Genomic DNA, 22288 nt, shown 5'->3' with positions numbered 1-22288 from the left:
CGGTGGCTTCCGTCGTGACGACCGTGCCCCGCGTCGGGACGACGAGCGCGGCGGCTTCCGCCGCGACGACCGTCGGGACGACCGCGGTGGCGACCGTGGCGGCTACGGCCGGCGCGATGACCGTCCGCAGGGTGGTGGCTTCCGTCGTGACGACCGTGCCCCGCGTCGGGACGACGAGCGCGGCGGCTTCCGCCGCGACGACCGTCGGGACGACCGCGGTGGCGACCGTCGTGACGATCGCGGCCGTGGCGGCGACCGCGGTGGTTACCGTGGCCGCGACGACCGGGGTGGCGACCGTGGCGGCTACGGCCGTCGGGACGACGAGCGCGGTGGCTTCCGCGACCGTGACCGCGAGCCGGTGAAGCGCCTGCCCATCGACGAGGACGTCACCGGCAACGAGATCGACGACGACGTCCACCAGGAGCTGCTCAGCCTGCCCAAGACCCTGGCCGAGGACGTGGCCCGGAACCTGGTCATGGTCGCGCGCCTGATCGACGAGGACCCCGAGCAGGCGTACGCGTACTCCCGCATCGCCCTGCGTCTGGCCTCCCGCGTCGCCGCCGTCCGTGAGGCCGCCGGCTTCGCCGCGTACGCCACGCAGAAGTACAGCGAGGCCCTCGCCGAGTTCCGCGCCGCCCGCCGGATGACCGGCTCCGTCGAGCTGTGGCCCGTCATGGCCGACTGCGAGCGCGGGCTCGGCCGTCCGGAGCGCGCCCTCGCGATGGCCGGCGAGCCCGAGGTGCAGAAGCTCGACAAGGCCGGCCAGGTCGAGATGCGCCTGGTCGCCGCCGGGGCCCGGCGCGACATGGGGCAGCTCGACGCCGCCATCGTCACCCTGCAGAGCCCGGAGCTGGCCTCCAACTCCGTGCAGCCCTGGACCGCCCGCCTGCGCTACGCCTACGCCGACGCGCTGCTGGCCGCCGAGCGCGAGGACGAGGCGCGCGACTGGTTCGCCAAGGCCGCCGAGGCCGACAAGGACGGCACCACCGACGCCTCCGACCGGCTCGCCGAGCTCGACGGCATCGAGTTCACCGACGCCATGGCCGACGAGTCCGACGACGAGGACGAGGCGCTCCACGCCTCTGACGAGGACGCGGACGACGAGGACGAGGACGAGGCCGACGACGACCAGGACCCCGAGGAGGTCCGGCGCGCCGAGGCCGCGGGCGACGTGACCGAGTACTACGACGAGGACGACGACGAGTACGAGTCCTTCGACGAGGACCCGGCCTCCGACGCCGGCGACAAGGCCTGACGGCCGCCGCCGCACAGCGACTGACGAAGGGCGGCACCCCCACCGGGGTGCCGCCCTTCGGCGTTTCCCGGGCCGCTCAGTCCAGGGCGCGCAGCACCAGGCCGGTCGCCGGCTTCGGGCCGAACGACGTGGACTTGCGGGGCATCGTCACGCCCTGCCGCGCCAGGTCCCGCACGACCTCCTCGCGGACCGGGTGCATCAGGACCGCGGTGCCGCCGTTGCGCTCGGCCATCTCCACCGTCGCCGCCGTGTCGTGGATGTACGCGATGTGCTCCGGCTCGTCCGGCACGTGCCACAGGTGGTCCAGCAGCGTCGCGTGCAGGACCGTGGCGTCCAGGCGCCGCCAGGCCTCGGGGCGGTCGGTGCGCACCGTGCGCTCGATCAGTGCCGGGTCCGGGTCGGTGACCAGGTGGAAGGTGCCGTCGCCGGTGACCAGGAAGGCGTTCCCGCCGGCCGCGGCTCCGGCGAGGGCGGTCATCGCCGTTTCGAGCGGCCCCTCCACCTGCTGGACCCGGAACGAGCCGGCCAGCGCCGCCAGCGCGTCCGCCACCGGCAGCCGGCGCAGCATCCGGTGGATCGCGCGGACCTGGAGCGGGTACTGCGTCGTGTCCACCAGCAGGACCAGACCGTAGTCCCAGGGGCTGGGACCGGTCTGCTCGGACTGCAGGCGAAGGTACGTCGCCCAGCGGTGGTGCCCGTCCGCGATCAGGGCCTGGCGGTGGGCCAGGTCCCCGGTGACGGCCGCCAGCTCGGCCGGGTCCGTCACGGCCCACAGCCGGTGGTGGAAGCCGTCCTCGGTGGTCGTCGAGAGCAGCGGCTCCCGGTCCGCGACCGCCTCGATGACCGCGGCCGCGCCCGTGTGCGCGCCCTCGCCCGGGTACGTCAGCAGCAGCGGCTCCAGGTTCGCCGACGTGGCGCGCATCAGCCCCGCCCGGTCCGTGACCACGTGCGGCATCACGTCCTCGTGCGGCAGGACGATGCCCGCCTCGGCGGGGGAGAGGGCCAGGGCGCCGATGACACCGCGCTGCACCAGGCCGTCCCGGCGCTGCTCGTACACGTAGAGGGCCGGCTCGGGGTCGGCGTGCAGGACGCCCTCCGCCAGCCAGTCCGCCAGGGTGCGGGCGGCCTGCTCGTTGCGGGCGTCGGGGGTGGCGGCCTGCGGGAGGATCAGCCGCACGATGTTGTGCGGGTCGGCCGACTCCAGGTGGTTCAGGCCGTCCGGGCGCACCACCACGTCGTACGGGGGAGAGGTGACGGCCGCGAGGCTGCCGACCCGCTCGGGGACGTAACGCAGTCCGTGGAAGGGGATCAGGCGCAGTCCCTGCCCGGCGGGCCCAGATGTGGTCATTGATGCATGGTAAGTGCGCCGCAACGATGCGGGATGATCGGGGGAGAGCTACCGGAACAGCCGAATCGTACGAGGAGCGGACAGGATGACTCGGGTGACCAGGACCAGGCCCGCGGGCAGCGCGCGGAGCCTGCACCGGGCGTACGACACCGCCCTGCTGGACCTCGACGGGGTGGTGTACGCGGGCGGCGAGGCGATCGTGCACGCCGTGGACTCGCTGGGCACCGCCCGGGCCGACGGCATGCACCTCGCGTACGTCACGAACAACGCGCTGCGCACCCCGGACGCCGTCGCCGCACACCTCACCGAGCTGGGCGTCCCGGCGGCCGCGGCCGACGTGATCACCTCGGCGCAGGCGGTGGCCCGGCTGATCGCGGAGCAGGTGCCCGTGGGGTCGCGGGTGCTGGTGGTCGGGGGGGAGGGGCTCCGCGTCGCGCTGCGCGAGCGGGGGCTCGTACCCGTGGAGTCCGCCGAGGACGACCCGGCGGCCGTGGTGCAGGGGTACGGAGGCCCGGACCTGGCGTGGGGGCGGTTCGCGGAGGCCTCGTACGCGATCGCGCGGGGCGTGCCCTGGTTCGCGTCCAACACCGACCTGACCATCCCGAGCGGCCGGGGCATCGCTCCGGGCAACGGGGCCGCCGTCGAGGTGGTGCGCATCGCGACGGGTGCGGAGCCGCAGGTGGCGGGCAAGCCGCTGACGCCGATGCACCGCGAGACGATTCTGCGGACCGGGGCCGAGCGCCCGCTGGTCGTCGGGGACCGGCTCGACACCGACATCGAGGGCGCCCACAACGGCGGGGTCGACTCGCTGCTGGTGCTGACCGGCGTCACGGACGCGGCCGGGCTGCTGGCCGCGGAGCCGCGGTACCGGCCGACGTACGTGGCGGCCGACCTGCGGGGGCTGCTCACCGGGCAGCCGGAGGTCGCGCCGGCCGGCGACGGCTTCGTCTGCGGGGGCTGGACGGCGGCCGCGCGGGACGGCGTACTCGCGCTGGAGGCGGACGGCGGGGCCGGGGAGGGCGACCCGCTGGACGGGCTGCGGGCGCTGTGCGCGGCGGCCTGGACGCATGCCGGGGAGGGCGCGTGCGCGCTGGACGCCGGGAAGGCGCTGTCGCGGCTCGGGCTGTGAGGACCGGTCGGGCGGCGGCGGGGTCCTCGACCGGGAATCCTGCGATGATCGCAGGGTAGGCTAACCTAACTCGCGTGTTGGTTGAGAGTCCTCCCGAACAGAGCGCGCCGCCCGGCGCGCCCGCGCCGCGCTCGCGGCAGGCCGTGCGCGTCACGGGCCTGGCCGCCGCGTCGGTCGTGCTCGTGCTCGTCGTGACGGCGAGCATCGCCGTCGGGTCCAAGCCGATCCCCCTGGACCAGGTCTGGCACGGCCTCTTCCACTACTCCGGCACCGTGGCGGACGTCGTGGTGCGCGACACCCGCGTGCCGCGCACCGTGCTGGGACTGCTCGTGGGGCTCGCACTCGGACTCGCCGGCGCGGTGATGCAGGCACTCACCCGCAACCCGCTCGCCGAGCCGGGCATCCTCGGCGTCAACGCGGGCGCGGCTGCCGCGGTGGTCTCCGCGGTCAGCTTCCTCGGCGCGTCCACGCTCTCCGAGTTCGTCTGGTACGCGTTCGCGGGCGCCGCCTCGGTGTCGGTTCTGGTGTACGTACTCGGCGGCAGCCGCAGCGCCACGCCCGTACGGCTCGCGCTGGCGGGCACCGCTGCCAGCGCCGCCCTCGTCGGCTACATCAACGCCGTCGTCCTCATGGACAGCAAGGCGCTGGACCGGCTGCGGTTCTGGACGGTCGGCTCGCTGACCTCCGCCAACATGGAGACCGTGCGGCAGGTGCTGCCGTTCATCGCGGTCGGCGCACTGCTGGCGCTCACCCTGGGCCGCCCGCTCAACGCCATGGCCATGGGCGACGACACCGCGAAGGCGCTGGGCGCACACCTCACCCGCACCCGTGTCATCGCCATGGCGGCCATCACCCTGCTCTGCGGCGCGGCCACCGCCGCCTGCGGGCCGATCGTCTTCGTCGGGCTGATGATCCCGCACCTGGCCCGGGTCATCACCGGGCCCGACATGCGGTGGATCCTCGCGTACTCCGCGGTCCTGTCGCCCGTGCTGCTGCTCGGCGCCGACGTGGTCGGCCGGATCGTCACCCGTCCGGCGGAACTCCAGGTCGGCATCGTCACCGCGCTGATCGGCGGCCCCGTCTTCATCTTTCTCGTGCGACGCCGGAGGATGGCGCAGCTGTGAGCGTGACCCGGCGGGGCAAGAACCCCGCGACCCGTGTGCTGCGCGCCCCCGGCGGGATCTCCCTGCGGGTCGAGCCGCGCGCCCTGGCCGCCGGCACCGTCCTCGCCCTCGTGGCGCTGGCCGCGGCCGTCGTGCTGATCGGTACCGGCGACTACCCCATCGCCCCGCTGGACGTCGTACGCACCCTGCTCGGCGACGGCGTGCCCGCCGACGAGTTCATCGTGAACGACCTGCGGCTGCCGCGGGTGCTGGTCGCCCTGCTGGTCGGCGCCTCGCTCGGGATGGCCGGCGCGATCTTCCAGTCCGTCACGCGCAACCCGCTCGGCTCGCCCGACGTGCTCGGCTTCGGCTTCGGCTCGGCCGTCGGCGCCCTCGTGGTCATCGTCCTCTTCCAGGGCGCCGCCACCGCGGTCGCCGGCGGTGCCCTGGTGGGCGGGGTGCTCACCGGCGCGGCCGTCTACCTGCTGGCGTGGAAGCGCGGGATCCACGGATACCGGCTGGTGCTGGTCGGCATCGGCGTGGACGCGATGCTGGTGGCCGCCGTCAACTACCTGCTGACCAAGGCCCAGATGGTCGACGCCACGCGGGCCATGGTCTGGCTGACCGGATCGCTCGCCGGCCGGGACTGGGCCCAGGTGTGGCCGCTGCTGGCGGTCTGCGCGGTGCTGTTCCCGCTGGTCCTCGGCCAGAGCCGGGCGGTGCGGGTGATGGAGATGGGCGACGACGCCGCGTACGCGCTCGGCGTACGGGTCGAGCGCACCCGGATGCTGCTGATGCTGGCCGCCGTCCTGCTGACCACCGCCGCCAGCGCCGCCGCCGGACCCATCGCCTTCGTCGCCCTGGCCGCCCCGCAGCTCGCCCGGCGGCTGACCCGCTCGCCGGGGGCCAACCTGCTGTCCGCCGCGTGGATGGGCGCGGTGCTGCTGATCGTCTCGGACTGGGCCTCGCAGCGGGCCTTCGGGACGGACCAGCTGCCGGTGGGCGTCGTCACCGGCCTGGTCGGCGGCGTGTACCTGCTGTGGCTGCTGGTCGCCGAGCGCAAGGCCGGGCGGATCTGATCGAGATGAGGAGCACCCAAGTGCAGCGGCTGACCGCCGAGAACGTCACCCTCGGCTACGACCAGCGGGTCATCGCCGAGAACCTGTCGGTGGAGATCCCCGACAACTCCTTCACCGTCATCGTCGGCCCCAATGCCTGCGGCAAGTCCACGCTCCTGCGCGCCCTGTCGCGGATGCTGAAGCCCAGCGCCGGCCGGGTGCTGCTGGACGGGCAGGCCATCGCGTCGATGCCCGCCAAGAAGGTGGCCAGGACCCTGGGGCTGCTGCCGCAGTCGTCCATCGCCCCGGACGGCATCCGCGTCGCCGACCTGGTGGCCCGCGGCCGCTACCCGCACCAGGGGCTGCTGCGGCAGTGGTCGGCCGAGGACGAGCGGATCGTCCAGGAGTCGATGGCCTCGACCGGGGTGGCCGAGCTGGCCGACCGGGGCGTGGACGAACTCTCCGGCGGCCAGCGGCAGCGCGTGTGGATCGCGATGGCCCTGGCGCAGGAGACCCCGTTGCTGCTCCTCGACGAGCCCACCACCTACCTCGACATCCAGCACCAGATCGACGTGCTCGACCTGTGCGCGGAGCTGCACGAGACGCGGGGCCGGACGCTGGTCGCGGTCCTGCACGACCTGAACCACGCGGCCCGGTACGCCACCCACCTGATCGCCATGCGGGACGGCCGGGTCGTCGCCGAGGGCGCGCCGGCGGACATCGTCACGGCGGAACTGGTGGCGGAGGTCTTCGGGCTGCGCTGCCAGATCATCGACGACCCGGAGACGGGCACCCCGCTGGTGATCCCGGCCGCGCGCTCCGCCCGGACGAAGCCGGCGGCGGTCTAGGGGGTGTTGCGAAAGTCCCGCACGGCGCCCACGGCGCCCGGCACGCACTCTCGCCGCACCGGCCAAAGCCCCGAGTACGCCCAGTACGAGGGTCTTCGTCCGGCACGCCGAGAGCACGCACCGGACACCGCGGGCACCACACAGGACTTTCGCAACACCCCCTAGCGGCGCTCGGGAGTGGGCGGTGCGGCGCGTCTCGGCGGGGCGGGCGCGCGGCGCGCCTCAGAGGAGGGAGCGCAGGCGCAGCAGGTCGCGGAAGCCCGCCTCCAGCCGGACCCGGCCGGAGGCCCAGGCTGCCGCGAAGTTCAGCCGGCCGTCGACCATGGCGACGAGGTCGTCGCCGGTCATCGCCAGCCGGATCTCCGCCCGCTCGTGCGGGCGGCCGGGCTCGGTGCCGACCACCCGGATCCGGCCGTTCTCGAGCCGCCCGGTGAAGGTGGTGTCGAGGTCGGTGATGTGGCAGCTGAGCGACCGGTCCAGCGCGGCCGCGCCGCGCACGTCCTTGTCTGCCCGCGCCAGGTTGTCGGAGAGCTGGTCCAGTGCCGTGCGGCACTCCTCGATCGTCGCCATCGTGCTGACGACCGTACCGCAGGGCGGTACCGCGTGACCGGTGACCGTGCACGGTGACGTGTCACGGTGCAATGGCATGGGGGTGCGCTCCGGGTCGGGCGCTGGTGGGGCCTGGTGTGCCCGGTGCGACCGGTGCGACCGGTGTGACGCAGCGGTGCACCGGGGAGGAGCCGCTTCGGGGTAGCGTCGGGGTATGACCGAGTACCGTCCGGAGCCGGAGGCGCCGTCCGCCGCACCCGGGCCCGCCGTGCCGCCGACCGGGCCCGCCGTGCCCGTGCCCGCCGGGGCCGACCCCGTGTCCGCCGGGGCCGTTGCCGCCGGGGCCGAGGACGTCGTGCCGGACCCCGCCGGCCCCGCGCCGCTCGGGGTGGAGCGCACCCCTACGGGCCGTCCCGAGGTGGACGCGGCCCTGGACCGGCTGGCCGATGCAGACCACCTCCCGGCGGAGGGCCACGTCGCGGTGTACGAGGATGTGCACAGGGAGCTGCGCGACGCGCTGACCGCGCTCGACGCGACGCACCCCGCCCCAGGACCGTACGAACACAGGAGCTGAACCGAACGTGGCAGGAGTGGCACGCCGCCGCCTGGACGCCGAACTGGTACGCCGCAAGCTGGCCCGCTCGCGCGAGCACGCCGCCCAGCTGATCGCCGCCGGCCGCGTCACCGTCGGCGGCACCACCGCGACCAAGGCCGCCACCCAGGTGGAGACGGCCGCGGCGCTGGTCGTCCTGAAGGACGACAGCGACCCCGACTACGTCTCCCGCGGCGGCCACAAGCTCGCCGGGGCCTTCGCCGCCTTCGTCCCCCAGGGGCTGAAGGTCGAGGGCCGCCGGGCCCTGGACGCGGGCGCCTCCACCGGTGGCTTCACCGACGTCCTGCTCCGCGCGGGCGCCGCGCACGTCGTCGCCGTGGACGTCGGCTACGGCCAGCTCGCCTGGTCCCTCCAGAGCGACGACCGGGTCACCGTCAAGGACCGCACGAACGTGCGCGAGATGACCCTCGAACAGATCGACGGCATTCCCGCCGACCTCGTCGTCGGCGACCTGTCCTTCATCTCCATTGGCCTGGTCCTGCCCGCCCTCGTGCGCTGCACCGCGCCCGACGCCGACCTGGTGCTGATGGTCAAGCCCCAGTTCGAGGTCGGCAAGGAGCGCCTGGGCAGCGGCGGCGTGGTCCGCAGCCCCGAGCTGCGCGCCGAGGCCGTCCGCGAGGTCGCCCGGCAGGCCGGCGAACTCGGCCTGGGCGTCCTGGGGGTGACGGCGAGTCCGCTGCCCGGGCCGTCGGGTAACGTCGAGTACTTCTTGTGGCTGCGGGCGGGGGCACCGGCACTCGACCCGGCGGATGTTGACCGTGCAGTGGCGGAGGGGCCGCGGTGACGACTTCTGTGGGACGGACCGTCTTTCTGATCGCGCACACCGGCCGTCCGGCCGCCGTGCGCAGCGCCTCCCTGGTGGTCCAGGGACTGCTGCGATGCGGTCTCGGCGTACGGGTGTTCGAGCATGAGGCCGCGGACCTCCCGCTCCCGCCCGAGGTGGAACTCGTCGCCGAGCACACCCCGGACGGGCTCGACGGCTGCGAGCTGCTCGTCGTCCTCGGCGGCGACGGCACCCTGCTGCGGGGTGCCGAGTTCGCCCGCGGCTCCGGGGTGCCGATGCTCGGCGTCAACCTGGGCCGCGTCGGCTTCCTCGCCGAGGCCGAGCGCGACGACCTGGACAAGGTCGTCGACCGGGTCGTCACCCGCGAGTACGAGGTCGAGGAGCGGATGACCCTCGACGTGACCGTCCGCACCAACGGAGACGTGGTCCACACCGACTGGGCGCTGAACGAGGCGGCGGTCCAGAAGGTGTCGCCCGAACGGATACTGGAAGTCGTCATCGAGGTGGACGGCCGGCCCGTCTCCGGCTTCGGCTGCGACGGAGTGGTCTGCGCCACCCCGACCGGCTCCACCGCGTACGCGTTCTCCGCGGGCGGCCCGGTGGTCTGGCCGGAGGTCGAGGCCCTGCTGATGGTGCCCATCAGCGCCCACGCGCTGTTCGCGAAGCCGCTGGTCACCTCGCCGGACTCGGTGCTGGCCGTCGAGGTCCAGACCGGCACCCCGCACGGGGTGCTCTGGTGTGACGGCCGCCGCACGCTGGAGCTGCCCGCGGGTGCCCGCGTGGAGGTCCGGCGCGGTGCGGTGCCGGTCCGGCTGGCGCGGCTGCACCACGCCGTCTTCACGGACCGCCTGGTCGCGAAGTTCGCCCTGCCCGTGTCCGGCTGGCGGGGCGCCCCGCACTGACGCCCCCCGGCCCGGCCCGTCTCCTGCCTGGATTCGGGTACGAACACGCGTACGGACGCCGTTCGGGGAGCGAGACCGGCCCCGTGGACCGGGGTGTGGCATCGGGCGGCCGAAACCTCGGTATGGTCGGGTCCGTGCTGGAAGAGATGCGGATACGGGCCCTCGGGGTCATCGACGACGCGGTGGTCGAGCTCTCGCCCGGATTCACCGCGGTGACCGGCGAGACCGGCGCGGGCAAGACGATGGTCGTCACGAGCCTCGGGCTGCTGCTCGGCGGGCGTGCCGACCCGGCCCTCGTACGGATCGGCGCCAAGGCCGCCGTCGTCGAGGGCAGGATCACCCTGGCGCCGGACGCGGCCGCCGCCGTACGGGCCGAGGAGGCCGGGGCCGAGCTGGACGACGGGGCGCTGCTGATCAGCCGCACCGTCTCCGCCGAGGGGCGTTCGCGCGCCCACCTCGGCGGCCGTGCGGTGCCCGTGGGGCTGCTCGGCGAGCTGGCCGACGACCTGGTCGCCGTACACGGGCAGACGGACCAGCAGGGCCTGCTGCGGCCCGCGCGGCAGCGGCAGGCGCTGGACCGGTACGCCGGTGACGCGGTGGCCGTCCCCCTGGAGAAGTACACCGCCGCCTACCGCAGGCTGAGGGCGGTGGCGGCCGAACTGGAGGAGCTGACCACCCGGGCCCGGGAGCGGGCCCAGGAGGCGGACCTGCTGCGCTTCGGCCTGGACGAGGTCGCGGCCGTCGAGCCGGCGGCCGGCGAGGACGTGGAGCTCGCCGCGGAGGCGGAGCGGCTCGGCCACGCCGAGTCCCTGGCCTCGGCCGCCGCGCTGGCCCACGCGGCTCTCGCGGGCAACCCCGAGGACCCCGAGGGGGTCGACGCGAACACGCTGGTCGCGGGTGCGCACCGGGCGGTGGAGGCCGTACGGTCCCACGACCCGGCGCTCGCCGGGCTGGCCGAGCGCATCGGGGAGATCGGCATCCTCATGGCGGACGTCGCGGGGGAACTCGCGGGGTACGCCGACGATCTCGACGCCGATCCGCTGCGGCTGGCCGCGGTGGAGGAGCGGCGGGCCGCCCTCACTCAGCTCACCCGGAAGTACGGGGGGTCCGAGGGCAGTGTGGCCGAGGTCCTGGCCTGGGCCGAGCGGAGCGCCGCACGGCTGACGGAGCTGGACGGGGACGACGAGCGGATCGACGAGCTGACCGCGGAGCGGGACGGGCTGCGGTCCGAACTGTCCGGCCTGGCACAGGCGTTGACCGACGCCCGGGCGGAGGCGGCGGAGCGGTTCGCCGCGGCCGTGACCGAGGAGCTGGCCTCCCTGGCGATGCCGCACGCGCGGGTGACCATCGACATCCGGCAGACCGAGGACCCGTCGGGCGACGGGGTCGAGGTCGGCGGGCGCGCGGTGCTGTACGGCCCCGCGGGCGCGGACGAGGTGGAGCTGCTGCTGGCCCCGCACCCGGGCGCGCAGCCGCGGCCGATCGCCAAGGGCGCGTCGGGCGGTGAGCTGTCACGCGTGATGCTGGCCGTGGAGGTGGTCTTCGCCGGGTCGGACCCGGTGCCGACGTACCTCTTCGACGAGGTCGACGCGGGCGTCGGCGGCAAGGCGGCCGTCGAGGTCGGCCGGCGGCTGGCGAAGCTGGCCAAGTCGGCCCAGGTGGTCGTGGTCACGCACCTGCCGCAGGTGGCGGCCTTCGCGGACCGGCAGCTGCTGGTCGAGAAGACCAACGACGGCTCCGTGACGCGGTCCGGCGTGACCGTCCTGGAGGGCGAGGACCGGGTGCGGGAGCTGTCCCGGATGCTGGCCGGCCAGGAGGACTCGGAGACGGCCCGGGCGCACGCGGAGGAACTCCTGGCGGCGGCACGGGCGGACGGCTGACCGCTTGCGGGCGGCCGGCACGTGGTTGAGGGCCGCCTTGATGCGCCTGCGTATGGCCGATGGGTTTGCGTACGGCCTGCGGCCTGCGGCCTGCGGCCTGCGTACGGCTCACGGGTTTGCGTACGGCCTACGGGCTTGCGTACGGCTGAGGGGCTGACGCACGGGTGACGGGTTTACGGGGGGTCGGGCCGTTGGGCGGTCCGGCCCCCCCGTCGTCCGGGTGGTCCGCTTCCGGTTCCGTCCGGTTGTGGGCGAGGACGACCGGTTTGGTCGCCCATGTGGGTGATACCGCGGAGGTGCTGACGTTTCCTCACACGGGATCCACCCGAGGAAGGTCCCGGAAGACGGGCGCGTACTGGCATCCTGGGCGGCGGTACGCGGGTACGCGTGCCGCCGCCCCTCTCGTTACAGGAGCCCCGGCCACGTGAGCAGTACCCCGGTCCCGGTCACGCCGTACGGGCGCACCCCGCTCCGCACCGTCCAAGTGCTGGGCGGCGGCGGCGCGGGGAGCAGCGCGCACGTCCGGTCGCTCGCCGCCGGTCTCGCCGCGCGCGGGGTGCGGGTGACGGTGTGTGCGCCCGTCGAGACCGAGGGGGAGTACGACTTCACGGGCGCGGGCGCGCGGTTCGCCCCGGCCGCGGTGACGGCCCTGCGCGCCGCCTGCACCGGTGCGGACATCGTCCACGCGCACGGGCTGCACGCCGGGATGCGGGCGGCGCTGGCGCTGCGCGGGCAGCGGGTGCCGCTCGTGGTGACCTGGCCGTCGGGGCCCTCGGGCGAGGGGCCGCTGGGACAGCTGACGCGGCTGCTGGAGCGGCGGGTGGCGCGGGCGGCCGCGGTGGTGCTGGGGGCGTCCTCGGCGCAGGTGGACCAGGCACGGCGGCGCGGGGCGCGCGACGCCCGGCTGGCACCGGTGACCGTGCCGGCCGCGCGGCAGGCCCCGGACGCGCCGGACGCGGGCAAGGTGCGGGCCGAACTGGGGGTCGTGGAGCGGCCCTTGCTGATCGCGGTGGGGTCGCTGGTGCCGCACCGGGGGTACCACATGCTGCTGGACGCGGCCCGCGAGTGGCGCGCGCTGGATCCCGTACCGCTGCTGGTGATCGCGGGGGAGGGGCCGCAGCGGGCAGTGCTCGCCCGGCGCATCGAGACCGAGGGGCTGCCGGTCCGGCTGCTGGGTCGGCGCCCCGACGTGGCGGAGCTGCTGGCGGCCGCGGACGTGGCGGTGCTGCCGAGCCGGTGGGAGGCGCGGTCGCTGCTGGCGCAGGAGGCGCTGCGGGCCGGGGTGCCGCTGGTGGCCACGGCGGTGGGCGGGGTGCCGGAGCTGGTGGGGGAGGCGGCGGTGCTGGTGCCGTACGGCGATGCGGGGGCCTTCGCGGGGGCGGTGGCCGGACTGCTGGACGACGCCCCGCGACGGGCCGGGCTGGCTGCCGCTGGGCTCCGCCAGGCCGGGACGTGGCCGTCTGAGGACGACACGGTGGCGCAGGTCCTGGCCGTCTACGACGAGCTGATGGAACGGGCGCGCTAGTCCGGTGCCGGTCCCGTCCCGGGTGCGGTGCCGGTGCCGGTCCTGTGCCAGGTGCGGTGCGGTGCGGCGCCGTGCCGGTCCTGTGCCGGGTACGGTGCGGCGCCGTGCCGGTCCTGTGCCGGGTGCGGTGCCGCCGGGCCGGGTGCGGTGCCGGTTCTGTGCCGGGTGCCGGGCCGTTGTCGGGTGTCGGTCCCGTGCAGGGGCGGTGCCGGTGCCGTGCCGATGGCGGGGGCCGTGTGTCGGGGTGCCGGTTTTTTGCCGGGTGGCGTCGCGTTGCGGGTGCGCGGTGCGGGTGCCGTGTCGGGTGCGGGTCGTTGCCCTGCGGGGCTGGTCCCTCCCCCAGCTACCGCTGGGAGGTGCCCCCAACCCGCCCTTTCTCCGTTTCCCGGGCTTCGCCCGGACCCGTTGCGGGGGGGGGGCAGAGCCCCCAGTTCGGGATGGGGGTCCCCCCGGACGAAGTCTGGGGGAGGGCGGGGTGGGGAACAGGCTCCGCGCAGCGGCAACGGCCCGCACCACGCACAACCCCGCACCCGGCACGGGACCGGCACTCGGCTTCCGAGCCGCACCCGGCGACGGACCGGTACCCGGCAGCCGAGCCGTGCCCGGCACGGGAGGAGCCAGGACCGGCACGGGAGCCGTGCCCGGCCACGGGGCGTATCCGGCGGCCGAGTCGCGCCCCGTGCGGGAGGAGCCGCGCCCGATACGGGAGACGCGCCGGCACGGGAGGAGGAGTGGGCCGGTGCCGCCGGAGGCTAGAGGTGGCGGCGGGCCCGCAGCGCCAGGCTCAGGGACAGGACCGTTTCCGGGTCGTCCAGGTCCGTGCCCAGGAGCTCCGAGATGCGGGCCAGCCGGTTGTACAGGGTCTGGCGGTTCAGGTGGAGTTCGCGTGCGGTCTCCGCCTTGCGGCCCGCGTGGGCGAGGTACGTCTCCAGCGTCGGCAGCAGCGGGGGCCGCGAGGTGGTGTCGTGCGTGCGCAGGGCGCCGATCGCGCGGTCCACGAAGGCCGCGAGGTCCGGGTGGTCCCGCAGCCGCCACAGCAGCAGGTCGATGTCCAGGCGCCGGGCGTCGTACCAGGGGCGGGCCGGCAGGCCCTGGGCCGCGGTGGCCGTCTCGGCGGCGTGCCGCAGGCCCGAGGAGGCCGCGGCCCAGCCGCCCGCGACGCCCACCACGACCACCGGCGCCGAGCCGGCACGGTCCAGTCCCGCCCGTTCCACGCCCGCCCGCAGCGCCGCCGCCACCCGGTCGGCGACGGCGGTGCGTTCGGTGTCCGTGCGGAGCGCCAGCAGCAGCGGGACCCGGCCTTCCACCGGGCGGACGCCCAGCAGCACCGGGACGCCGACCGCCGACAGCTCCTCCAGTACGGCCCGGGCCAGGACCGCCCAGTTGCCGGACGGGCCCAGGTCCGAGCCCAGCCGCATGACGACGGGCAGCAGCGGCCCCGAGCCCGGCTTGAAGCCCAGCACCCGGGCCTGCGCCGGGGCGTCCTCGGCGGAGATGCGGCCCTCGGCGAGGTCCGTCAGGAAGTCGCCGCGGCCGCGCGCGGCCAGTTCCTCCTCCTGCCGGGCCTGCATCAGGACCACGGCCAGCACCCCGGCCGTGCGCTCCGCGGCCATCCGGTGCACCGGCAGCAGCGGGGCGGCCACGCCCAGCAGCACCAGCCGGGCCCGCACCGAGGAGGTGCCGTGGCCGCCGCCGGGCACGTCGACCAGCACGCTGTTCGCCGGCGGGGCCTCCTCGCGCTGGCCGCGCAGCCCCTCCCACACCTGCAGCGGGTCGGCGCCCGCCTCGCCGGACGAGCTCCCGGCGGCGTACAGCAGCTGGCCGTCCGGGGTCTCCAGGAACACCGGGTTGGCGGTGAAGTCGGCCAGGATGCGCAGCACCTGGGGGATCCCGCCGCCGCCCAGCAGCGCCTCCGTACAGCGCCGGTGGACCTCCTCGGCACGCTGGAGCAGGGCGTAGTGCCCGTTGACGATCTCGGTGTGGACCTCTTCGGTGACCGCGACGAAGGGGACCTCGCGGTGCAGCTGGACCAGGGGCAGGCCGGCCGCGCGGGCCGTCTCCACGAGCGTTGCCGGCAGCCGGCTGAAACGCGGGCCCAGCTCCACCACCAGGGCGGCGATGCCCCGGTCGGCGAGCCGGCGTACGAAGGCCCGCTGCTCGGCGGGGCGGGTGCCGAGCCCGAGGCCCGTGGTCAGCAGCAGCTCACCGCCCTTGAGCAGCGAGGCGATGTTCGGGACCTCGCCCGCGTGCACCCAGCGCACGGTGCGGCCGAGCCGGTCCGCACCGGCCACGACCTCCGGCAGTCCGCTGCGCAGTCCCGGCAGTTCCAGCGCCCGCTGAACAGTGATTCCGCCCTGGTTGTCCATATCGCCGGACGCTACCCGGCGCCGTGTTCCATGAACATCACTTGAAGGTTACGGACGGCCTCTTGCGCCCCCATGGCCCGACAACTCGTCGGACAGGAAAGGCGATTATCAGACTGCGTGCCGATTGTGGTCTACGTCACGCGGCACCAGAGTGGCCGCCTCACGTCGGGCACGCAGAACCGGAAGAGGACGACCATGTCCAACAGTTCCACCGGCACCACCCGAACCACCGGCGAGGTCCACCGCCTCAAGGCGAACTCCGTCGGCCTGGTCGGCGTCGTCTTCATGGCCGTCGCCACCGCCGCCCCCATCACCGCCATGACCGGAAACCTGCCGATCGCCGTCGGCTTCGGCAACGGCACCGGCGCCCCGGCCGGCTACCTCTTCGCCACCGTCGTCCTGACCGTCTTCGCGGTCGGCTACGTCGCCATGGCCAAGCGCATCACCGCCGCCGGCGCCTTCTACGGCTACATCTCCCACGGCCTCGGCCGGATCGCCGGCATGGCCTCCGGCATGCTCGCCGTCCTCGCCTACATCGTCTTCGAGGCCTCGATCGTCGGCGTCTTCTCCTACTTCGCCCAGACCACCGTCAAGGACCAGCTCGGCGTCGACCTGCCCTGGATCCTCTACGCGGCCGCCATGCTCGCCGTGACCGCCGTCCTGGCCCACTTCGACATCAACCTCACGGCCAAGGCGCTCGGCGTGATGCTGATCGCCGAGATCGCGGTCCTCTTCGCCGTCGCCACCGCAGTGCTCATCGCCGGCGGCGGCCCCGACGGCATCCCCGTCGAGCCGGTCAACCCCGCCAACGCCTTCACCGGAACCTCCGCCGGACTCGGCCTGTTCTTCGCCTTCTGGTCCTGGGTCGGCTTCGAGTCCACCGCCATGTACGGCGAGGAGTCCCGCGACCCCAAGCGGGTCATCCCCAAGGCCACCCTCATCTCCGTCGTCGGCGTCGGCCTCTTCTACATCTACGTCTCCTGGATGACCATCGCGGGCAACGGCCTGGCCGAGTCCGTCAAGCTGTCCTCCTCCGCCAGCCCGCTCGACCTGTTCTTCGCCCCCACCCAGTCCTTCATCGGCGCCTGGGCCGTCGACGCCTTCCAGTGGCTGCTGCTCACCGGCTCCTTCGCCTGCGGCATGGCCTTCCACCAGTGCGCCGCCCGCTACCTCTACGCCATCGGCCGCGAGGGCTTCCTCCACCCGGCGCTGGGCCGCACGCACGAGCGGCACGGCTCCCCGTACGTCTCCTCCGTCGTCCAGACGGTCGTCGCCACCGGCCTGGTCGCCCTGTTCTGGCTCACCGACCAGGACCCGTACCTGCACCTGTACACCCTGCTCGCGATCCTCGGCACGATGGCCATCCTGATCGTCCAGACCCTCTGCTCCTTCGCGGTCATCGGCTACTTCCGGCACAACCACCCCGAGGACCGGCACTGGTTCAGGACCTTCACCGCCCCGCTCCTCGGCGGCATCGGCATGACGGCCGTCGTGGTCCTGCTCGTGATCAACATGGAGACCGCGGCCGGCGCCGCCGCCGACTCGCTCTTCTTCAAGCTCATCCCGTGGATCGTCGGCGCCGTCTTCTTCGGCGGCCTCGGCCTCGGCCTCTACCTCAAGGCCAGGGCCCCCGAGCGCTACGAGATCATCGGCCGGATCGTCCTGGAGGACTCCGCGGAGCGCGCGGACGACGACGGCACCGGCGGCACCGACGGCACCACCGACCTGTCCCCGTCCCCCGCGAACGTCTAGGAGCCGCCGCCATGGCCCGTACGCCCCTGATGCACGCGCTCACCCGACTCGCCCACGAGCACGCCGCCGCCCGCCGGCTGCGCATGCCCGTCGCCGAGGTACGCGGCCTCAGCCGCCGCACCCTGCTGGAACGCGCCGCGGCCCTCGGCCTCGGCACCGCACTCGCCGCCGGCGCCGCCACCGCCCCGGCCCGCGCCGCCGTCCCCGCCCCCGACGGCAAGAGGCCCCAGCCCGCCCGCGTCGCGGTCATCGGCGCCGGCATCTCGGGACTCACCGCCGCCCTCACCCTCAAGGACGCCGGCATCGCCGCCACCGTCTACGAGGCCAACCCCGGCCGGGTCGGCGGCCGCATGTGGACCCAGCGCACGCACTGGGCGTACGGGCAGACCTCCGAGATCGGCGGCGAGCTGATCGACACCAGCCACAAGAAGATCCTGGAACTCTGCCGCCGCTTCGACCTGCCGACCGAGGACTTCCTCGGCGGCGGCCCCAACGGCGCCGAGGAGGTGCTCTGGTTCCAGGGCGCCTACTACCCGCGCGAACAGGCCGACGAGGACTTCAACGCCGTCTACCAGCAGCTCCGCCGCGACCTCTCCGAGTCGGGCGAGGTCGCCTGGAACACCACCACCCCCACCGGCACCGCGCTCGACAACATGTCCCTCTACGAGTGGATCGAGACCCGCGTCCCCGGCGGGCACACCTCACGCCTCGGCCGGTTCATCGACGTCGCCTACAACGTCGAGTACGGCGCCGACACCGTCGACCAGTCCGCCCTCGCCCTGGTCCTGCTGATGGGCTACCAGACCAATCCGGGCAACTTCAACATCTGGGGCCTGTCCAACGAGCGCTACCACATCACCGGCGGCAACGACCGGCTCCCGAACGCCATCGCCGCCGCCCTGCCCGCCGGTTCGATCGTCATGGGCCGCGAGCTGACCGCCGTACGCGCCAACGCCGACGGCACCCAGACCCTCACCTTCAACGACTCCGGTGCCACCCGCACCGTCACCGCCGACCACACGATCCTGTGCGTGCCGCTGCCCGTGCTCCAGCGCATCGACACCTCGCAGGCCGGCTTCGACCCGCTCATGCGTAACCTGCTCAGGGACGCCCGGATGGGCCACTGCACCAAGCTCAACATGCAGTTCACCGCCCGCCCCTGGCGCGGCACCGGCGCCTGGCCCGGCGTCTCCGCCGGCGACTGCTTCACCGACTCAGAGGTCCAGCAGACCTGGGACACCACCAAGGTCCAGCCGGGCACCGGCGGCATCCTCATCCAGTACGGCGGCGGCACCCTCGCCAGGAACCTCGACCCGGCAGGCCCCTTCAGCACCGAGTCCGACCCCTACGTACGCTCCCTCGCCTCCCGCATGCTCACCGGCATCGACGCCTTCTTCCCCGGCACCAAGGCGGTCTGGAACGGCCGGGCCCAGCTGTCCGCCTGGCACGAGAACCCCTGGGCCCTCGGCGCCTACTCGTACTGGCCCGTGGGCTACCTGCACCGGTACGCCAAGTACGAGGGCACCGCGCAGGGCAACGTCCACATCGGCGGCGAGCACTGCAGCTACGACTTCCAGGGCTTCATGGAGGGCGGCGCCACCGAGGGCGAGCGGGCGGCGCGGGAGGTGATCGCCGCCCTCAGCTGAGCGCGGCGGCTCAGGCCGGCCGGATGTTGTGGTTGAAGCGGAAGACGTTGTCCGGGTCGTACTCCCGCTTCACCGCGGCCAGCCGCCGCATGTTCTCGGCGCCCAGGCCCGCGGCCACCCGGTCCGCGCCCTCGTCGCCGATGAAGTTGAGGTACGTCGCGCCGGTGCTCCACGGGGCCACACCGGCGCGCACGTCCTTCACCCACGACCGGAACCGCTCGTCCTCCGCCGGGTCCTCCCACAGCGCGAAGGGGTGCACCGCCCACGCGGCGTCCCGGTGGGCCAGCGGCCAGTCGCCCGCACCCGCCGCGATGGCGCCGCCCTGCGGCCACACCACGTGCTGGGTGGGGGCCGGCACCGGCATCGACTCGCCCAGGGCGCAGAAGGCGTCCACGAAGGCGTCCGGAACCCCCGTCAGGTACTCCGCCGACCAGTAGTTCCGCATCCCCGGCGGGTCGTCGAGCATGCACTGCAGCTCCGCGTAGGGGAGCTGCGTGACGATCTCCACCTCGTGCGGGATCGCCAGCAGCGGCTCGGCCAGCTTCCGCAGCCCCTCCTCGGGACCGGCGTACGTCAGCAGCGCGCCGCACAGCCGCTGTCCGACCAGGTGCTCCGGGATGAACTCCTCGGGCGGCCCGGTCAGGTAGATCGCGCCGCCCGCCGCCTCGTCCGGCCCCGACTCGATGACGTCGCGGTAGGTGGCGGTCACCTGGGGCCCGTACTCCGGCAGGCCCAGCGTCATCGCGATCGACATGGCCGGCAGCTCGTGCAGACGCAGCGTCAGGGCCGTCGCGATGCCGAAGTTCCCGCCGCCGCCGTGCAGCGCCCAGAACAGCTCCGGGTTCTCCTCCGCGGTGGCCTCCACCCGCCGGCCGTCCGCGGTCACCAGCTCCACGCCCAGCAGGTTGTCCGACGCCAGGCCGAAGGCCCGCGACAGCCAGCCGTCGCCGCCGCCGAGGACGAAGCCGCCCACACCGGTGGTGGAGGCCCGGCCGCCCGGCGTGGCCAGCCCGTACGGCTCGCAGGCCCGGTCCAGGTGGCTCATGGTGGCGCCGCCCTCCAGCCGGGCCGCCTTGGCGGCCGGATGGACCGTCACCCCGTGCATCCGGCGCATGTCGACCACCAGCGCGCCGTCGCCGAGGCCCGAGCCGGCCACGCTGTGGCCGCCGCCCCGGACCGCGATCTTCAGGTCCAGGTCCCGGGCGAACCGGACCGCCCGGACCACGTCGTCGGTGGTCTCGCACTGGGCGATGACGGCGGGCCGCCGGTCGACCATCGCGTTGAAGACGGTCCGCGCCTCGTCGTAGCCCGGGTCGTCCGGGGCGAAGACCTCACCGGTCAGGTCCTCGCGGAGCTCGGTGAGCGCCGTGGCCGCCTTGGAGTGGGGATCCATCGCAGTCCCCTTCCGGCTTCGGGGGGAGGGACCCTTCCAGGCTAGGCGGGTACGGCGGACCGGGCGCGCCGGGCCGCGGCCCGCGTCGGCCGCATCACGCGCCGGGCCGCTGCCCGCTCCGGCCCGGCCGCATCACCCTCCGGGCCGCTGCCCGCTCCGGCCCGGCCGCATCACCCTCCGGGCCGCCGCCCGCTCAGGCCCCGTACGCGCCGGACGCCGTCAGCCGCAGCGCCGTGTCGATCAGCGGGACGTGGCTGAAGGCCTGCGGGAAGTTCCCCACCTGCCGCTTCAGCCGCGGGTCCCACTCCTCGGCCAGCAGCCCGAGGTCGTTGCGGAGGGACAGCAGCCGCTCGAACAGCCGGCGTGCCTCGTCCACCCGGCCGATCATCGCCAGGTCGTCCGCCATCCAGAACGAGCACGCCAGGAAGGCCCCCTCGTCGCCCTCCAGGCCGTCGACGCCGGCCTCGTCGCCGGCCGTCGGGTAGCGCAGGATGAACCCGTCGGACGTGGACAGCTCCCGCTGGATCGCCTCGATGGTGCCGATGACGCGCTTGTCGTCGGGCGGCAGGAAGCCCATCTGCGGGATCAGCAGCAGCGAGGCGTCCAGCTCCTTCGAGCCGTAGGACTGGGTGAAGGTGTTGCGCTCCTTGTCGTAGCCCTTCTCGCAGACGTCCCGGTGGATCTCGTCGCGCAGCTCGCGCCAGCGCTCCAGCGGGCCGTCCGCGTCCCCGGACTCGATGAGCTTGATCGTGCGGTCGACGGCCACCCAGGCCATCACCTTGGAGTGCACGAAGTGGCGGCGCGGGCCGCGGACCTCCCAGATGCCCTCGTCCGGCTGGTCCCAGTGCGTCTCCAGGTAGCGGATCAGCTTCAGCTGGAGCAGCGAGGCGTAGTCGTTGCGGGCGAGACCGGTCATGTGGCCCAGGTGCAGGGCCTCGGTGACCTCGCCGTAGACGTCGAGCTGGAGCTGGTGGGCGGCGCCGTTGCCGACCCGGACCGGACGCGAGTCCTCGTACCCGGGCAGCCAGTCCAGTTCGGTCTCGCCCAGCTCCCGCTCGCCCGCGATGCCGTACATGATCTGGAGGTTCTCGGGGTCGCCGGCGACCGCGCGCAGCAGCCACTCGCGCCAGGCGCGGGCCTCCTCGCGGTAGCCGGTGCGCAGCAGCGAGGAGAGGGTGATCGCCGCGTCCCGGAGCCAGGTGTAGCGGTAGTCCCAGTTCCGGACGCCGCCGATCTCCTCCGGCAGGGAGGTGGTCGGCGCGGCGACGATGCCGCCGGTGGGGGCGTACGTGAGGGCCTTGAGGGTAATCAGGGAGCGGACCACGGCCTCGCGGTAGGGCCCGTGGTACGTACAGTGCTCGACCCACTCGCGCCAGAACTCGGTGGTGGCCTCCAGGGCCCCCTCCGCCTCCGGCAGGGCCGGCGGCTCCCGGTGGGAGGGCTGCCAGCTGAGGGCGAAGGCGATCCGGTCGCCCGGCGCCACGGTGAAGTCGGCGTAGGTGGTGAGGTCCTTGCCGTACGTCGGGACGTCGGCGTCCAGCCAGACCGAGTCGGGGCCGGCCACGCCGACCGTACGGCCGTCCACCCGGTGCACCCAGGGCACGATCCGGCCGTAGCTGAACCGCATGCGCAGGGCGGAGCGTACCGGCACCCGGCCGCTGACGCCCTCGACGATCCGCACCAGCTGGGGGGCGTGGTCCTCGCGGGGCGGCATGAAGTCGATCACGCGGACGGTGCCGCGGGGGGTGTCCCACTCGGATTCGAGGACCAGGGAGTCGCCGCGGTAGCGGCGCCGGTCGGCACGGGGCGGGGTGTCGCCGTTGAACGCGGGGCCCAGCCGCCAGAACCCGTGGTCCTCGGTCCCCAGGAGCGCGGCGAAGATGGCGTGCGAGTCGAAACGTGGCAGACACAGCCAGTCGACCGAGCCGTCCCGGCAGACGAGAGCGGCGGTCTGCATGTCTCCGATGAGTGCGTAATCCTCGATGCGCCCGGACACGTGGATCTCCAGTCGAACGGCCACGCCCGCCCCCGGCGGGGCGTTCGCTTCGCGGTCTAGGGTCGTTGACGAGTTCAAGCTTGCCGGAACGGACGGGGTGTTGCCGATTGCCGGTCCCGCTCGTCAGGGATATCCGAGCAG

General features: G+C 74.2%; 17 protein-coding genes and 1 pseudogene. 12 read left to right on the top strand and 6 right to left on the bottom strand.

The annotated features are described in order from the left end of the window. A pseudogene (locus ACIF6F_RS32300) lies at positions 1 to 418 on the bottom strand (hypothetical protein); the annotation flags it as partial. Between ACIF6F_RS32300 and ACIF6F_RS32295 the strand changes: the two are divergent. After that, positions 359 to 1255, top strand: a complete 897-nt coding sequence (locus ACIF6F_RS32295) for a hypothetical protein (protein WP_399955171.1) — start codon at positions 359 to 361, stop codon at positions 1253 to 1255. The pseudogene ACIF6F_RS32300 and the gene ACIF6F_RS32295 sit on opposite strands and share 60 nt — an antisense overlap. Positions 1256 to 1331: 76 nt before the next feature. Here the strand turns inward: ACIF6F_RS32295 and ACIF6F_RS32290 are convergent, their stop codons facing one another. Beyond that, positions 1332 to 2603 carry a DUF1015 domain-containing protein gene (locus ACIF6F_RS32290; protein ID WP_399955168.1) on the bottom strand — a complete coding sequence of 424 codons (1272 nt, stop codon included), beginning with the start codon at positions 2601 to 2603 and terminating at the stop codon, positions 1332 to 1334. Between the two features lie 85 nt (positions 2604 to 2688). On the opposite strand from ACIF6F_RS32290, the gene ACIF6F_RS32285 reads away from it, so the two are divergent. The 4 genes from ACIF6F_RS32285 to ACIF6F_RS32270 all read left to right on the top strand — a co-directional run bounded on the left by ACIF6F_RS32285 (position 2689) and on the right by ACIF6F_RS32270 (position 6741). Further along, positions 2689 to 3732, top strand: coding sequence for an HAD hydrolase-like protein (locus tag ACIF6F_RS32285; protein ID WP_399955165.1), 1044 nt, complete (start codon positions 2689 to 2691; stop codon positions 3730 to 3732). Between the two features lie 74 nt (positions 3733 to 3806). Beyond that, complete coding sequence (locus ACIF6F_RS32280; protein ID WP_399955163.1) at positions 3807 to 4856, top strand: FecCD family ABC transporter permease; 1050 nt, start codon at positions 3807 to 3809, stop codon at positions 4854 to 4856. Then, the gene (locus ACIF6F_RS32275) at positions 4853 to 5914 is read left to right on the top strand and encodes a FecCD family ABC transporter permease (RefSeq protein WP_399955160.1); all 1062 of its coding nucleotides are present in this window, start codon (positions 4853 to 4855) and stop codon (positions 5912 to 5914) included. Before ACIF6F_RS32280 ends, ACIF6F_RS32275 begins: the two co-directional genes overlap by 4 nt. A gap of 5 nt (positions 5915 to 5919) precedes the next feature. Beyond that, positions 5920 to 6741, top strand: coding sequence for an ABC transporter ATP-binding protein (locus tag ACIF6F_RS32270; protein WP_399955157.1), 822 nt, complete (start codon positions 5920 to 5922; stop codon positions 6739 to 6741). Positions 6742 to 6963: 222 nt separating this feature from the next. Here ACIF6F_RS32270 and ACIF6F_RS32265 read toward each other — a convergent pair whose 3' ends face one another. Continuing rightward, complete coding sequence (locus tag ACIF6F_RS32265) at positions 6964 to 7311, bottom strand: SCP2 sterol-binding domain-containing protein (RefSeq protein WP_399955154.1); 348 nt, start codon at positions 7309 to 7311, stop codon at positions 6964 to 6966. 193 nt (positions 7312 to 7504) lie between these two features. Between ACIF6F_RS32265 and ACIF6F_RS32260 the strand changes: the two genes are divergently transcribed. The 5 genes from ACIF6F_RS32260 (at position 7505) to ACIF6F_RS32240 (ending at position 12994) form a co-directional block, all read left to right on the top strand. Further along, positions 7505 to 7864: a hypothetical protein gene (locus ACIF6F_RS32260; protein WP_399955151.1), complete on the top strand. Its 360-nt coding sequence runs from the start codon at positions 7505 to 7507 to the stop codon at positions 7862 to 7864. A gap of 7 nt (positions 7865 to 7871) precedes the next feature. Then, complete coding sequence (locus ACIF6F_RS32255; protein ID WP_399955149.1) at positions 7872 to 8687, top strand: TlyA family RNA methyltransferase; 816 nt, start codon at positions 7872 to 7874, stop codon at positions 8685 to 8687. Continuing rightward, positions 8684 to 9589 (top strand): NAD kinase, encoded by a 906-nt coding sequence (locus ACIF6F_RS32250; protein ID WP_399955146.1) that lies wholly within the window; start codon positions 8684 to 8686, stop codon positions 9587 to 9589. The genes ACIF6F_RS32255 and ACIF6F_RS32250 overlap by 4 nt, the downstream gene beginning before the upstream one ends. Positions 9590 to 9711: 122 nt before the next feature. Further along, a complete protein-coding gene (gene recN, locus ACIF6F_RS32245) occupies positions 9712 to 11469 on the top strand; it encodes a DNA repair protein RecN (RefSeq protein ID WP_399955143.1) in 1758 nt (585 codons plus the stop codon). A gap of 424 nt (positions 11470 to 11893) precedes the next feature. Continuing rightward, positions 11894 to 12994, top strand: a complete 1101-nt coding sequence (locus tag ACIF6F_RS32240) for a glycosyltransferase family 4 protein (protein ID WP_399955139.1) — start codon at positions 11894 to 11896, stop codon at positions 12992 to 12994. Positions 12995 to 13746: 752 nt separating this feature from the next. On the opposite strand, the gene ACIF6F_RS32235 is transcribed toward ACIF6F_RS32240, so the two are convergent. Continuing rightward, entirely contained in the window at positions 13747 to 15360 is a 1614-nt protein-coding gene (locus ACIF6F_RS32235; RefSeq protein ID WP_399955136.1) for a PucR family transcriptional regulator, read from the bottom strand. A gap of 195 nt (positions 15361 to 15555) precedes the next feature. On the opposite strand from ACIF6F_RS32235, the gene ACIF6F_RS32230 reads away from it, so the two are divergent. Together ACIF6F_RS32230 and ACIF6F_RS32225 are read left to right on the top strand one after the other, a co-directional pair. Then, complete coding sequence (locus tag ACIF6F_RS32230) at positions 15556 to 17112, top strand: APC family permease (RefSeq protein ID WP_399955133.1); 1557 nt, start codon at positions 15556 to 15558, stop codon at positions 17110 to 17112. Between the two features lie 11 nt (positions 17113 to 17123). Then, positions 17124 to 18758, top strand: coding sequence for a flavin monoamine oxidase family protein (locus ACIF6F_RS32225; RefSeq protein WP_399955130.1), 1635 nt, complete (start codon positions 17124 to 17126; stop codon positions 18756 to 18758). A gap of 10 nt (positions 18759 to 18768) precedes the next feature. On the opposite strand, the gene ACIF6F_RS32220 is transcribed toward ACIF6F_RS32225, so the two are convergent. Together ACIF6F_RS32220 and ACIF6F_RS32215 are read right to left on the bottom strand one after the other, a co-directional pair. Next, positions 18769 to 20151 carry an FAD-binding oxidoreductase gene (locus tag ACIF6F_RS32220; RefSeq protein WP_399955127.1) on the bottom strand — a complete coding sequence of 461 codons (1383 nt, stop codon included), beginning with the start codon at positions 20149 to 20151 and terminating at the stop codon, positions 18769 to 18771. A 193-nt stretch (positions 20152 to 20344) separates the two neighbouring features. Beyond that, the gene (locus ACIF6F_RS32215) at positions 20345 to 22153 is read right to left on the bottom strand and encodes a glycoside hydrolase family 15 protein (protein WP_399955183.1); all 1809 of its coding nucleotides are present in this window, start codon (positions 22151 to 22153) and stop codon (positions 20345 to 20347) included. Positions 22154 to 22288 lie beyond the last annotated feature (135 nt).

The sequence above is a fragment of the Streptomyces sp. NPDC086023 genome (genome assembly GCF_044540325.1).
Taxonomy (GTDB): Bacteria; Actinomycetota; Actinomycetes; order Streptomycetales; family Streptomycetaceae; genus Streptomyces.
This window is presented reverse-complemented; position numbering and strand designations above follow the sequence as displayed.